This is a genomic window from Nocardia terrae, assembly GCF_009760405.1.
GTDB classification, from domain to species: Bacteria; Actinomycetota; Actinomycetes; order Mycobacteriales; family Mycobacteriaceae; genus Nocardia; species Nocardia terrae.
This window is the reverse complement of the sequence record NZ_WRPP01000002.1, coordinates 1104400-1117766: the sequence shown is the minus strand read 5'-3', so window position 1 is coordinate 1117766 and position 13367 is coordinate 1104400. Positions and strand designations below refer to the sequence as shown.

The window sequence follows — 13367 nt, the reverse complement described above, 5'->3', positions numbered from 1 at the left end:
CTACCAGTGTGTTACGCCTTACCCGCCCGGGATTCGGACGGTGCTGCGGCGATCCCGTTCCGGCCGACGGTCAATTGCCGGAACGCCGCGGCGACCTGCTCGATGCGGGCTTCCTCGAGTTCGGGGCGCGGGTAGGTGTGGCGGATGATCGCCTCGCCGTCGAACATGTGGATCAGGGAGGTGACCAGCAGGCGGGCGACGTCCGGGGAGATGTCGGGGCCGAGGATCGTGATGGCCAGGTCTTCGATCTCGCGCATCATGTCGCGCAGGACGGGTTCGAGGCGGGTGCGCAGGTCGGGTTCGGTGCGGGCGGCCACCAGCAACTCGAACCAGACGGTATTGGTGGTGTCGCGGATTTCGCGGCGGATCAGCCGCATGACCGCTTCCAGGTCGACCTGCTGTGTTGTGTTGTCGGCGTTGCGGAGTTCGGCCGCCGCGGCCATGTGGCGGCGGCGGACCTCGTCGGCCGCGGCGACGACCAGGTCGGTGCGGGATTCGAAGTGGCGGAAGACGGCGCCCTTGGAAACACCCGCACGACTGCTGATCTCGCCGAGCGAGGCATTGTGGTAGCCGATCTCGGCGATCGCCTCGATGGTGGCGTCGACGAGTTTGGCGATGGTGGTGGCGCGGCGCTCGGCCTGAGTTCGTCGCGCGGTCGTCAATTACCCTCCAGCTCGCAGGAATCGGCCGGTGCGGGCGGAGCCCAGGACCTCGGCGGGTACACCATCGCCGAAGACGTACTGGCCACCGACGAATACGGCCGAGACGGCTTTGTCATTGCGATTGACCATACGTGGCAGGCCGCCGTAGGTCGGCACGGGGCACTCGGCATACGCCTCGAGCGATTCGTCGAGACCTGACGGGTCGACGACGAGCAGATCCGCGCGGTCGCCCTCGCGCAGGTATCCGGCGTCCAGGCCGTACCAGTCGGCGATCTCGCCCGTCACCCGCCGCACCGCTTGTTCCAGGGTGAGGAACGGATTCCCGGACTCCTCGGCCTGTTTGACGCGCCGCAGGAAGCGCAGACCGAAGTTGTAGAAGGCCATGTTGCGCAGGTGCGCGCCCGCGTCGGAGAACCCCAGTTGCACGCCGGGATGGGCGCTGAGCTTGTTGAGCATGTCGGGCCGATGATTGGAGATCGTTGTGCGCCAACGCAGTTTGGTGCCGTGTTCGACCACCAGGTCGAGGAAGGCGTCCACCGGGTGCAGGCCGCCGCGGTCGGCGCCCACCTGCCCGAAGGTCTTGCCGATGACGTCGGCATCGGGGCAGCCGACGATCTCGGCGTCGAAGAAGTCGCGATGCCACACCCGGATTCCGAACTTGGAGTCGTAGTCCTTGCGGAATCGGCGGCGGTAGGACTCGTCGCGCATGAGCGCGTTGCGCTCCACCTGGTCGGCGAGGTGCAGTGCGGCCGCGCCGGAACCGAATTCCTCGAAGATGACCAGATCGATGCCGTCGGCGTACACCTCGAACGGGATCGGCAGATGTTGCCAGCGGAAGTCACCGCCCAGCCCGTTCACCACCCGGGTGATGGCTCCCATCAGATGCACCAGCAGCGGATTCGCCTTGAGGTCGGCCGCCGAGATCAGCGTGGTCTTCAACCGTCGCCGAAAGAGCCCGACGCTGCTGAAGGTCATGGCGGCGATACTGCGCGGCGAGGTGACGTCGGGTCCGCCCTGCAGCACCCGCCCGCGCCGCCGCAGAATCGCGTTGAGCCGCCGGCGTTCTCGCGCGCCCGCATAGGTCGACGGCAGGGTTCGCGAGCGAGCGATCTCCCCGTCGAGTTTGTCGAAGAGCAGCTGTTGCGCCGACATTCCCACGAATCCGGCGTCGAGCGCCTCGGTGAGCGCGGCTTCCATCGCTGCCTGCTCGCTGTCGGTCGGCTTGACGTCCTTGCGGGTGGCCCGGTCCAGCCCCATGAGCGCGGTCCGGATATCCGAATGCCCGATCATCGCAGCCAGATTCGGTCCCAACGGCAGATCCTCGAGCGCGGCGACGTACTCGCGGGCGGAGTTCCAGGTCTTGCCCTGGACCGCCGCGATCACGTGCTCACGCGGAATCGCCTCGACCCGGCCGAACAGATCGCCCGCATCGGTCGCTTCGGCATGCACCGTGGACAGTGAGCACGAACCGAGGATCACCGTCGTGATCCCGTGCCGCACGGACTCACTCAGCTCCGGAGCCCGCAGCACCTCGATGTCGTAGTGGGTGTGAATGTCGATCATGCCCGGCAGCACCCATTTGCCCGCGGCATCGATGACGTTCGCGCAATCGGTTTCGTCGAGCGGCTCCGCGGACACCGTGACGACGCGATCACCGCGCAACCCGAGATGGCGTATGGCAGAAGGGGATCCGGCGCCATCGAACCAGCGGCCGCTCTTGATGATCGTGTCGTAGCTCACACCAACATTGCAACCGATCGGTCACTAACTGTCAAGGGGTGTCCGCGCGCCTCGAAGGTCCTGATCACAGCCGGTCAGTGGGCTGATCTCCGTTAGCCGCTCATTGGTGGATACAGAGTCCTGCGCCCGACTCTTGGGGCGCAACAGAGAACCTGGGTGATCCGAACCGCAGTCAGCGCGGGGCCGATCAACCAACCAAGAAGGTGAGAGGACAATGACCACTACCCCCAAGCCCGCGCTGAAACGTGCCGTCATGGTCGCTTCGGCGTTCGCGCTCGCCGCCGGCGCCCTGCAGCTCGGCACCGCCCCGGCCTACGCCGTGACCGGTCCGACCGCGAAGTACGACTGCCAGGATCTGCAGAAGACCGGCAACGTCGTCCCCGGTGACGAGATCGCGTGCACCCTCACGGTGAGCACCGCCGGCAACGACACATTCTCCAATGTCGTTGCCGAGGTGACCATTCCGACCGGCACCGTCTACGAATCCGGCGGCACCCGCCAGGGCACCCAGAAGGTCGCCTTCGATCTCGGCGAGATCACCAAGGCCAAGAGCGGCTCCGCGACCCTCACCGTCATGGTCGACGGCCAGACCCCCGCGAAGACCGCCGTTTCCAGCGACGCGGTGGTCAAGGGCTTCGCCCCCAACGGCGCGTTCACCACGAACACAACCTCCAACACGCTCGTGACCACCCGCGTCGACGCGGGCCAGGACACCAAGCTGGTCGCCAAGGTGGGCCGTGCCTCGGTCAACACCTTCGGCCGCGCCGAAACCCCCATCACCAACCTGGTCGACGCCCCCGCCGGCGTCACCCCCAAGATCGAACTGGTCACCAACGCCGAACCCAAGAAGAACTACATCAGCTCCGCGATCAGCGCCGACGGTCAGAAGATCACCTGGACCGCCCTGTGCACCGCGACCCCGACCGAGAAGACCCAATCCTTCACCGTCAAGATCACGGCCACCGGCCAGCAGTCGATCGAGGCCACCGAGACCGTCCTCCTCGGCGACAACGTAGCCAACCAGGGCTTCGCACCGCCCGCCGCGTGCGCCCAGAAGCCCTGACACGCACTTCGTTCCCGCCCACGAACCGAACACCCGGTCGGTGCAGCTCCCCGAAGCCGCACCGACCGCTTCACTGTGTGGCGAGATCCGCCGAGCCGAGGGAGCAGTCGAGAATTCGTCCGTCCACGGTTCCGATCAGCAGCCGCCCGGTTGCCGTGAGCGAGAGTGCCAGCGGCACAGCGGGTTGACCGCCGACCTCCAGGTGCTGCCGCCATCGCACGGTCCCGTCCTCGGTGCGGAGGGCCACCAATTCACCGGAATTGAAGGCCACGTAGACGGTGTCCTCGTCCCCGTCCAGAGCGGTAACGGGAAAATCGGCCTTGAAAACCCATCGTGGCGATCTGTACACGCCGCTCCGACGGACCACGAATGCATTGCCGGGCAGCAGGCCGGCGCCGTCGTGAACGGCCCCGGCGTGCACCAGGTCCCGGTTCCCGAGACTGCACACCTCTATCCCGGGTCCACCGAAAAGGTGTCCCGCGCGTGTGGTGTCCCACTCGAGCGGGAACAGCTCCCGCACCGCGGAGTCGCGATCGGCCGGGTCGACGGCGACCACACGCTTGTCCTTCCACGGCTTCTCCGCCTCGCGGCCCCGTAGGAACAACAACTGCTGACTGTGCCGGATCGGAAACGGATGATTGAAGACGTCGAACCCTCCGATCGGCACACGCATCTCGGGGGCCTGCCCCATGGGGTGGATCAAATCCAGCCATCCCTGGCTTTGCGAGTCGGTGGAACGCATTGCGAGCCAACCGTCGTCGCGTGTGGCGAGGGTGACCGCGGCGTCCGGGTGCAGACTGTCGAGCACTGTCCCGTCCGCCAGCGAGATCCGGACCACGAGCGGTGAATCGGTGACCCGTTCCTTGCCCTCCCAGTGCCATCGCCCCCGCTCCACATTGACCCAGGCATCGCGCTGACCGGCCCGGATCACGATCTGCCGGCCGCCTTCCTCGTCTGGTACGCGCCACTCCAGTCGCCCGTCGGGCAGCCATGATTCGGCCACAACGCCCTCCGCGCACGCCAGCACTCGCCCGTCCGGTAGCTCCTGGACATCCCGCACGTGCAAGCGCGGTTCCCACGGCTTCCCGGTCAACGCAGCCAACGCCTCGATGCTTCGACTCGTCACGGCTTCTCTTGCGAGCCGGTCGAACTCGATCCGTGGCCCGCGCAACTCGTCGGAGTGCACCGAGCCCTCAGCGACTTCACTCCAGTCGGGCCGTTCGATGGCCACGGAGAACGCGTAGGAGCGGGCTGTGGCGTCGTGCTGCCCGTCGGGAAAATCGTCCGGCGGCGCGACCACGAGTCTCAACACCCGATCGCTCGCCCATTCGACGTGTAAGCACTCACGGCTCCCGCGGAGTACCGAGGTCGACCTGCCTGACCTCAGGTCGATGATGAGCAACTCGCCCTCGAAGAAGTAGCCGCCGTCGTACGCCCCGGTCCCCACGACCACGACGGGCAGTGTCGGGTGAAAGGCCGCCGCATGCACGGGCCGCTGGGTCTCCACGACCCACCGGCACCGAAGGTCCTGCGCGCCATAGACGCCCACCCGGTACCGTCGCCACCGGGTGTCGGCGGTCGCCGAACCGGACCACTGCAGATGCCCCAGGTCGCCACCCACGGCGACGAGGTCACCCGCCTGGTTGACGGCTACCGTCGTCGGGTCACCGATCTCGACAAAAGGGCGGTCGCCGAGTACACGGCGGACAGTGAGCGGATCGTGCATAGAGTCGGAGCTCCCCCAGATCTCAGCAAATTCATTCTCGGCGCGCGCAATTTCGCCGTCGTACTCGTCCGCATCGAATCGGACCTCCGCGGGCGCTCCTCCGGGCTGTGGGGTGCGCCAGTTCCTCCAGACGACTTCGGAACCATCCCTCACGATCGTGACATGCATTGCGCCGCAACAGCCTTCAGTGCAGATCGCTTCGGCCAACCGGACCTCTCGAGGCTCGGCCGTGGCCCGGAGCCGACCGCTGCCGACGATCACCTCGGGACTTCCGGCCGGGCCTCGATCGAAAGATCCAGCCACCACCGGCATTCCGTCAATGACGATTCGGGCCTCGGCTTCGGAGATGGAGTTCGTCGCCGGATCAGGGATCCAAATCCGCACGGCGAACCGCTGTGTCGAGAATCCGGTCGGGATCTCGTAGCCGAGCACCCAGGCCGCTCGCGCGGCGTCGTCCGGCTCATCAGAGTGGGCGGCGCGCTCGAGCAGCTCGGTCCAGGGTCGAGAGGACAGCAGGTTCTCGATACGGCCGACCAGAGCCTGACGGTGCGAGCCCACCGCGAGCGCTCCCGCACCGGTATAGAGGTCCTCCGCGATCGAGACGAGCAGCGCGGCGCGATCCAGCGACGGCTCCCGCGCTGGCGCGGCGGCGACCCAGCACGAATACGCCTCAACCGCTTCCGAATACCGCCCGATCTCGCAGCGGCCGCCGCACGTGCTGGCTATCGCGAGCAGCAGGTTTCCGGCTCGATCCCACACCTTGTCATCGACATCCGGCCGCTGGAGCGCTTCGGCCAGCCCGTACCCTTCGGCAATCCGACGCGCCAGCCAATTCGTCAGCAGCTTCCGCGGCGTCGACAACACCCAGTCGCGTACGACCGGATCGGGATCCGCCACCAGTAGCTCCGCCGCCACCGCCCGCATGTAACCCCGGGTCTGTTCGGCAAGCCAGATCACTTCACGCGCGGCACCTGGGATCGTCGAGAGTACCTGGATCGCAACCCAATCCGTCCTACCCCGCAGCCCGGCAGCCTTGATGAGCTCGATATCCGCCTGCTCGGCATTCGACCGCAACAGGCCGAGTCCGACCATCAGGGATGCATGGTGCGCACTGTTCTCGAGCAGCAACCGCGCTGTCTCGCGGATCCGCGCCGATGGTTCGAGCGATAGCTCGTCGAGTACGTGGAACAGAACCACACGGTCGACAGTCAGCCCGCTACATCGGTTCCGGAACTCCCGAGGCGACATCGACGTGTCCGTGAGCAAGTCCCGCAGTGTGGATATCAAGGCGGACTTACGCCCTGCGAAATCCGTCCACCGCCGGGATCGCGGTGCGAGCGCCCTGCGCTCGTCCCGCTCGGTCATCGACCGGAGACGGTCTCGATTCTCTTCGTCATGCGGCCGACCGTACACACCGGTCCGCCGTCGGGCAACCGCATATGGCTCGGCCTTCTGGCTCGAATCGGTTCCCAGTCAACGGATTCTTCGCTGTGGGCGGGCATCCAGCCGGTTCCGGATGCGGAGCCGGTCACCACGGTGCTCGCGTGGCGTCCGGGCTCCGAATCGCAAGCGCTGCAAGGCTTCCTGCATCGCGCCGAGCTCGCGGCTCGGCTCGAGGTCGCCGATAGATGATCGGTCAGTCAGCGTGGCGGTCGTAGTTCGATCGGGCACGACTGTGTGCCCTTGTCAGTAGTTCTTTGGCTGTCGATTCGGTGCCGTCTCCCGGAGCGACCACTGCGACCCAACCGGCGCTCGCGTACACCGGGTGCGGAATCCAGGTGTCGGGTTTGCTCGCGTCGACGGGATGGTCGGCGGTGTTGCGAGGGGGGTAGCCCAGGTGGGTGAGGAAGGCGTCGCGGCCCGGGTTGATGTTGAGCCGGAAGACGTCGGGCCGGTCGAGGTCGGAGGTCGTGTCGTCGGGGTAGTTCTTGGTCACGATGGTGGCGAAGGGCTGGGTTCGGGTGGGGATCTGGCCGTCGGGGGCGTAGTAGAAGAACTTGTCGCCCCAGGCGATTTCCGGGAAACCGCTGTCCGGGCCGGGGGCGAGGGTCAGGACGCCGCCCAGGGATTCGATGTACTCGGTGATCTCGTCGATTTCCATGAGTTCTATCGTCATCTTGAAGTGGTTGTGGAGGGTTGGGCAGCAAACTGGGAGGTGGATGCGTGGAAAGTCGCAACTCGGAGTCACTGCGCACCGCCGAGGTGGCACGCCTGTCGGGCTATTCGGTCCAGCAGATCCGCAATCTCGAGCGGGATGAGGTATTGCCCGCCGCGACCCGCACGCCGGCCGGGTATCGCACCTACCGCCGGATACATGTCGTGTCGGCACGGGCGTATCGCGCCCTCGCGGCCGGAGTGGGCCCGATAGAAGCCAAAGTCATTGTGCGCGCGGCACATCGAGACTCCCCCGCCGTGATGCTGGCACTCCTGGACGCCGCCCACGCCGGGCTCGATGCGGAGCGCCGCGACCTGGAGGCCACCCGCGCCGCGGTACACGCCATCGGCGACGAGCCGATCGCCGATGTCCGCGTCTCGGATTCGATGACCATCTCCGAACTGGCCGAGGCTCTGGGCATCCGCCCCTCGACCCTGCGCCACTGGGACGCCATGGGTCTGGTGACTCCGGGCCGCGGTAAGGCCCGCGACGCGCGCACCTACACACCCGCCGACGTGCGCGACGCCCGCGTCACCTACCAGCTCCGCCGCGCCGGCTACGGCATCCCGGCACTGCGGCTGCTTCTCCCCGAGCTGCGTGCCACTCAACGCTGGGCCGACATCCTCCCCCGCCTCGCCGCCCGGGACGCGGCGATCGAGGCCCGCTCCCGCGCGCTGCTCACGGCCGCCGCCGAACTCCACACCCTGCTGGCGCTGCGATCGCAATGATCGGGTGGAGGATACTCATCCCCATGTCCGATACCCCTCGCGTCAGCTGGGACCACCTCAAAGCACGCCAGCCCTCCGAAACCGAACGCGCCGCCCTGCAGACGGATTTGGTCGAGCGCGGGCGCGCGGTCAGGCAGAACGGATGGGACGCCTATCGCGAGTCGTGGACCGCCGGTGAGTGCGCCGCCGTCGCGTACCTGCTGGGCGACAGAGCGGTCCTGGAAGAACTCGACGAGCCCGAAGGCTCCATCCTGACCCGTTTCGCCGGGGAGCTGTACGGGTTCCAAGGGGCTCGCAAGGAAATCGCCTCCGGTCTGGTCGATACCCAGGCATGGTTCGCCGCAGCGCGCGACCGGTTGTAGCGAGGCCGACTCGGAACCGGGGACGCGCGGATCGCGGGGTTCAGTCCCGCAAGGCCGCGTCGATCTCCGCGAGGAGCTTCGTCTTGGAGCGTGCGCCGACGAGGGTCAGCAGCGGACGGCCGTCGCGGAACAGCATCAGCGTGGGCTGTGACAGGATCCGGTATTCCGCTACCGTGCGGGGGTTTTCGTCGGTGTCGATCTGGTAGACGGTCAGCGTGCCCGATCGTTCGCTCGCGATCGCGTCGAGAACCGGACGGATCATGCGGCAGGGCGGGCACCACTCGGCCGTGAAATCCACCAGGACGAGGCCGGGATGCCCCAGCACCATGGGCTCGAAGGTGTCGTCGGTGATGGCTGCTATCGCCGTCTCGGAGTGGTGTGCGGTCACGGGGTCACCTCGTTGTCGTGTAGCCAGCGCAGCAGTTGTCCCGCGTGCTGGTCAGGGGGAAATACCGGGTAGAAGACGTGCTCGATCACCCCGTCCCGGATGACGAGCGTCTGACGTTTGTACAGGCGTGTGCCGTCGAATTCGAATGTCGGGAGCGACAATTCGTCGGCCAGGCGGAAATCGGGGTCGGACAGCATCGTGAACGGCAGGCTCAGGCGGGTGACGACCTCGCGCTGATACAGCGACGTCTGGCTCGACAGGCCGTAGAGGTGTTGGACTCCCGCCGCGCGGAGCTCCGCGTAGTGATCGCGGAAGCCGCAGGCCTGCGGAGTGCAGCCGCGGGCGCCGGGGATCTCGTTCCAGCCGACGGGGATATCGGCGTCGGGATGGCCGGTCAGCGGATACAGGTAGATGATCGTGCGGCCGGTGCCCAGCGCCGCCAGATCGATGCGCGCGCCGTCGGTGTCGCCGAGAGCCAGCGAGGGCATCCGCAGTCCCGGCAGGTGTGCGGTGGCACCGTCATCGACCGGTACCACCAGATCCCGGGGCAGGGTCATCAGATCGTCGACCTCCGGTGCCGGGGTGGCGACGCTGCGCCGGTAGGCGGCCTCGCGCAGACGCTGGACCAGGCCGTCGCGGCGGGCGGTGAGCAGCTCGATCTGAGCGGTCAGATCGTCGATGGCCCGGTGGTATTCGGCCAGGGATTCGGGGCAGTCGTCACCGTGTTCACCACCGGCCACCAGGCACTCGAGGAACGGGCGGGTCTCCTCCACCGGGATTCCGAGCCGGTTGAGCACCCGGATCTCGCGCACGAGCCGGACCGTGTCGTCGTCGTATTCGCGGTAACCATTGGCCTGCCGGGCCGGAACCACCAAACCCAGTGCCTCGTACCGCCGGATCGCCTTCGGACTGACGTCCGCCAGTCGAGCGAGTTCACCAATCCGCATAGCGCCGAATCTAAACGCTGCCCCCGGGGGCAAGGTCAAGCCGGGCGGCCGTCAATCCAGGTCGGCGAGCTTGCCCTTCAGCAGGGCGCGTTCCTGGTCGTTGCCGCACAGGTCGATGGCCAGTTCGAATTCGGTCCGGGCGTCGTCGGCGCGGCCGATGCGTGCCAGCAGTTCACCGCGGACACTGGGAAGCAGATGCGAATTCGGCAGTGCCCCTGTGGCTTTGAGCTCGTCCACAATGGCCAGCGCGGCCTTCGGGCCCTGTGCCATGGAGACCGCGACCGCGCGGTTGAGATCCACGATCGGAGACGGAGCGAGGCGGGCGAGGGCCTCGTAGAGCACGACGATGCGATCCCAGTCGGTGTCCTCGACCGAGGAGGCGACGGCGTGACATTCGGCGATCGACGCCTGCAGCCCGTAGGCGCCCAGACCTCGCCCGACCTCGGCCGCCTGCGCGAGGACGGCCCGGCCGCGGCCGATGGCGGCGCGATCCCAGCGCAGCCGGTTCTGATGCTCGAGCAGGACCGGCTGCCCGCTCGCGTCGGTGCGGGCGGGGAACCGCGCGGCGGTGAGTTCGAGCAGGGCCAGCAGGCCGTGGATCTCGGGTTCACCGGGAATGAGGCGGGCCAGCACCCGGGCGAGCCGCTGGGCTTCGGCGGCCAGGTCCAGGCGGATCAGGTTCTCGCCGGAGGTGGCGGTCGAGCCCTCGGTGAAGATCACATAGAGCACGCTCAGCACCGAGGCGAGTCGGGCCCGGCGTTCGTCGGCCGGGGGCACGGCGAACGGAACCCGCGCCGCCGCAAGGGTTTTCTTCGCGCGGGTGATACGAGCCTGCACGGTCGCCGTCGGCACCAGGAAGGCCCGGGCGATCTCGTCACTGGTCAAACCCCCGACCACCCGCAGCGTCAACGCGACCTGAGCTTCGCGTGACAACACCGGATGGCAGGACACGAACATCAGCGCGAGCACGTCGTCGTCGATCTGGCCGGGATCCCAGAGCGGTTCCGCGCCGGGCGTTTCCGCGGGTGGGCCGCCGGTGGCCGCCCCGCCCTCGCCCAGATCGCGGGCGAGGGCGGCGTACCGGTCGTCGCGGGTGGCCCGGCGCCGGAAGGCGTCGATGGCCCGCCGCCTGCCGACGGTCAGCAGCCAGCCCGCGGGATTGCCGGGCACACCGTCACGCGGCCAGGTCACCAAGGCCTCGGCGAGAGCCTCCTGGGCAAGGTCTTCGGCGAGGGCGAAATCGCCCGTATAGCGGGCCAGCGCGCCCACGATCCGGGCGGATTCGATGCGCCACACCGCGCCCACTGCCGCGCGACCGGTGGAGTCGACCATGGGTCAGCGGCTCACAGCTGCCCGGTGGATTCGCGCCACGCGCGTTCCTTCTGGATCCACTCGTTGTCCTGCGGGAACTCGTCGATGGTGGTGACCCGCCGGATCTCGGTCTTGAACCCGGCACCGAAAGACGGTGCGCGCTTTGCCCATTCGACGGCCTCCTGCTTGGACGCCACGTTCAGGATGTAGAAGCCGCCGAACAGCTCCTTGGTCTCGCCGTAGGGCCCGTCGGTGACCAGCGGCGGCTCGGACTCGAAGTCCACCACGACACCCTCCTCGGCATCGGCCAGCCCCTCGGCGGCCAGCAACACCCCGGCCCGGATCAGTTCGTCGTTGTAGCGCCCGACGGATTCGAGCACCTTCTCGAAATCGGCCCCGGCCATCGCCGCATTACCCTCGTCGGTGGCCCGCCAGATCAGCATGTACTTCATGGTCATCCTCCAAATCCTGGGTCGCCGTCCGACCCTCTCACACCAAGGTCGAACAGCCCCTCGCCGGATCGACACGGCCGCGAAAAAGATCGACATCCGACCTTGTGATGTGGGTCACTCGAGACGAAAGGCATGGTCAGGGGCCGATACCAGCCTCCGATCGGAGAGCCGTGTGGGCCGGAAGGGCTACGGGCGGACGGTTTCCCACAGCCGCAGGTAGGTTTCCGCGCCGTGCATCAGGGCGGCGGTGAGGTCGGGGCAGTACCCGAAACCGACAGGATGGGTTTGGCTACGGCGGCTGCGGCACGCCCTTTTGGACGAAGATTGAGGAGCCGCCGATCGCTACACCGTTGGTGTCGGTGGTGTGTGCCACACTCGCGGAGATGAGCAGGCACACCACCTTCCGCTATCGTCTCGACCCTACGGTCGAGCAGGCAGCGGCGCTCGCCCGCCATGCCGGAGCCGCGCGGTTCGCATTCAACCAGTGCCTTGGCATAGTGAAAACTGCTCTCACGCAACATGAAGGCGACCCCGAGCACGCGGTGCCGTGGACAAGGTTCGACCTGATCAACACCTTCAACCGGTGGAAGAAGACTGAGGCTGCCGGACGCGTCTTCGCGGCGGGCTCAAACGGACCAGCAGAGATCGTGGTAACAGGGCTGGCCTGGCGCAAGCAGGTGAGCCAGCAGGTTTTCGAAGAGGCTGCCTCCGACTGTGGGCGCGCGCTGGCCGCGTTCTCCAATTCCCGCAACGGCAAACGCCGCGGCCCTCGCGTCGGGTTTCCACGGTTCAAGAGTAAGAAAGGCGCCACCGCGTCGTTTCGACTGCGCAACAAATACGGCACCGGTGGGAGTCCGTCGATCCGGGTCGGCGACAACGAAATTCCACGATCGGTGACCCTGCCCATCATCGGGATGTTGGCCTTATGTGAGGACACCCGCAGGCTGCGTCGTCTCCTTGCCAGCGGGCGGGCCAAGATCTTGTCGGTCACCGTGACCGAGAAACTGGGCCGCTGGTCGATCAGCGTGACGTGTGAGGCCGCGGACTTGCATTCGGCTCACCAACACCGCCGTCGGGACTCCGAGGACCGTGAAGGGTGGGTGGGGGTAGACCGGGGCTTGTCGACGTTCGTGGTCGCGGCCACCGCTGACGGCAGCGAAACCGACCGCATCGATAGTCAACCGAGGCCTCTCGCTGTCGGTCTGCGGCAGTTGCGAAAGTTGTCGAAGGCGGTGACCCGCAAGGAGAAAGGATCACGCAATCGCGAGCGTGCCGTCGCCAGGCTGGCGCGCCATCATCATCGTGTGGCGAATGTACGTCGCCATTTCCTGCACCAGGTCACCAACAGGCTGGTCAAGACCCACGACCGGCTTGTCATCGAGAACCTGCACGTGGCGGGGATGTTGCGCAACCGCCGGTTGGCGCGCGCGATCAGCGACGTCGGATGGGGCGAGTTCGCGCGGCTGCTGGCCTACAAACAACAGTGGCGCGGCGGCGAGGTAGTCACCCCCGATCGCTGGTACCCGTCGAGTAAACGCTGTTCGGCGTGTGGCACCATCAATACTGCCCTCACCCTGTCGGATCGACAGTTCGTCTGTGGGTGTGGGTTTCGCGCCGACCGGGACCTGAACGCCGCGATCAACCTCGCGGAGTGGGCGGCTGCACGGCAAGACGTTTCACGATCCCCGGACCTCCCAGCAGGGGGCCGGGTCATCAAAGCTCGCCGACGGGAAGGCGCTGGCCGACACTCTAGTGGTGTCGGTGGAACCGGCCCGGTAGACGCGGGAACCGACACTCACACCGCAGCATTGCCGGTGTGAGTCGAGGACGCCC

13 protein-coding genes are annotated in these 13367 nt (G+C 67.1%); 5 read left to right on the top strand and 8 right to left on the bottom strand.

The window, feature by feature from the left end; all coding sequences use genetic code 11:
• Window positions 1-11: 11 nt before the first annotated feature.
• Both GPX89_RS15210 and GPX89_RS15205 read right to left on the bottom strand, forming a co-directional pair.
• Window positions 12-662 carry a TetR/AcrR family transcriptional regulator gene (locus GPX89_RS15210; RefSeq protein WP_157388035.1) on the bottom strand — a complete coding sequence of 217 codons (651 nt, stop codon included), beginning with the start codon at window positions 660-662 and terminating at the stop codon, window positions 12-14.
• A complete protein-coding gene (locus tag GPX89_RS15205; protein WP_328601847.1) occupies window positions 663-2402 on the bottom strand; it encodes an N-acyl-D-amino-acid deacylase family protein in 1740 nt (579 codons plus the stop codon).
• A gap of 214 nt (window positions 2403-2616) precedes the next feature.
• On the opposite strand from GPX89_RS15205, the gene GPX89_RS15200 reads away from it, so the two are divergent.
• Entirely contained in the window at window positions 2617-3465 is an 849-nt protein-coding gene (locus tag GPX89_RS15200) for a DUF11 domain-containing protein (RefSeq protein WP_157388034.1), read from the top strand.
• A gap of 70 nt (window positions 3466-3535) precedes the next feature.
• Here the strand turns inward: GPX89_RS15200 and GPX89_RS15195 are convergent, their stop codons facing one another.
• Window positions 3536-6388: a PQQ-binding-like beta-propeller repeat protein gene (locus GPX89_RS15195; RefSeq protein WP_157388033.1), complete on the bottom strand. Its 2853-nt coding sequence runs from the start codon at window positions 6386-6388 to the stop codon at window positions 3536-3538.
• A 198-nt stretch (window positions 6389-6586) separates the two neighbouring features.
• On the opposite strand from GPX89_RS15195, the gene GPX89_RS15190 reads away from it, so the two are divergent.
• Window positions 6587-6823: a hypothetical protein gene (locus tag GPX89_RS15190; RefSeq protein ID WP_157388032.1), complete on the top strand. Its 237-nt coding sequence runs from the start codon at window positions 6587-6589 to the stop codon at window positions 6821-6823.
• A gap of 4 nt (window positions 6824-6827) precedes the next feature.
• Here GPX89_RS15190 and GPX89_RS15185 read toward each other — a convergent pair whose 3' ends face one another.
• Window positions 6828-7292 (bottom strand): DUF6194 family protein, encoded by a 465-nt coding sequence (locus GPX89_RS15185; protein WP_157388031.1) that lies wholly within the window; start codon window positions 7290-7292, stop codon window positions 6828-6830.
• Between the two features lie 62 nt (window positions 7293-7354).
• On the opposite strand from GPX89_RS15185, the gene GPX89_RS15180 reads away from it, so the two are divergent.
• Together GPX89_RS15180 and GPX89_RS15175 are read left to right on the top strand one after the other, a co-directional pair.
• Complete coding sequence (locus tag GPX89_RS15180) at window positions 7355-8074, top strand: MerR family transcriptional regulator (RefSeq protein WP_328601846.1); 720 nt, start codon at window positions 7355-7357, stop codon at window positions 8072-8074.
• A 23-nt stretch (window positions 8075-8097) separates the two neighbouring features.
• The gene (locus GPX89_RS15175; RefSeq protein ID WP_157388030.1) at window positions 8098-8436 is read left to right on the top strand and encodes a hypothetical protein; all 339 of its coding nucleotides are present in this window, start codon (window positions 8098-8100) and stop codon (window positions 8434-8436) included.
• Window positions 8437-8476: 40 nt separating this feature from the next.
• On the opposite strand, the gene GPX89_RS15170 is transcribed toward GPX89_RS15175, so the two are convergent.
• From GPX89_RS15170 to GPX89_RS15155, 4 genes are read right to left on the bottom strand one after another with little or no spacing between them, the layout of a single operon-like run.
• Window positions 8477-8824, bottom strand: a complete 348-nt coding sequence (locus GPX89_RS15170) for a thioredoxin family protein (protein ID WP_328601845.1) — start codon at window positions 8822-8824, stop codon at window positions 8477-8479.
• A complete protein-coding gene (locus tag GPX89_RS15165; RefSeq protein ID WP_157388029.1) occupies window positions 8821-9771 on the bottom strand; it encodes a MerR family transcriptional regulator in 951 nt (316 codons plus the stop codon). Before GPX89_RS15165 ends, GPX89_RS15170 begins: the two co-directional genes overlap by 4 nt.
• Before the next feature lie 51 nt (window positions 9772-9822).
• Window positions 9823-11103, bottom strand: coding sequence for an RNA polymerase sigma factor (locus tag GPX89_RS15160; RefSeq protein ID WP_157388028.1), 1281 nt, complete (start codon window positions 11101-11103; stop codon window positions 9823-9825).
• Window positions 11104-11114: 11 nt separating this feature from the next.
• On the bottom strand, window positions 11115-11534 hold the full coding sequence (locus tag GPX89_RS15155; RefSeq protein ID WP_157388290.1) for a YciI family protein: 420 nt from the start codon (window positions 11532-11534) through the stop codon (window positions 11115-11117).
• Between the two features lie 383 nt (window positions 11535-11917).
• Here GPX89_RS15155 and GPX89_RS15150 point away from each other — a divergent pair, with 383 nt between their 5' ends.
• Entirely contained in the window at window positions 11918-13354 is a 1437-nt protein-coding gene (locus tag GPX89_RS15150; protein ID WP_157388027.1) for an RNA-guided endonuclease InsQ/TnpB family protein, read from the top strand.
• Window positions 13355-13367: the final 13 nt, after the last annotated feature.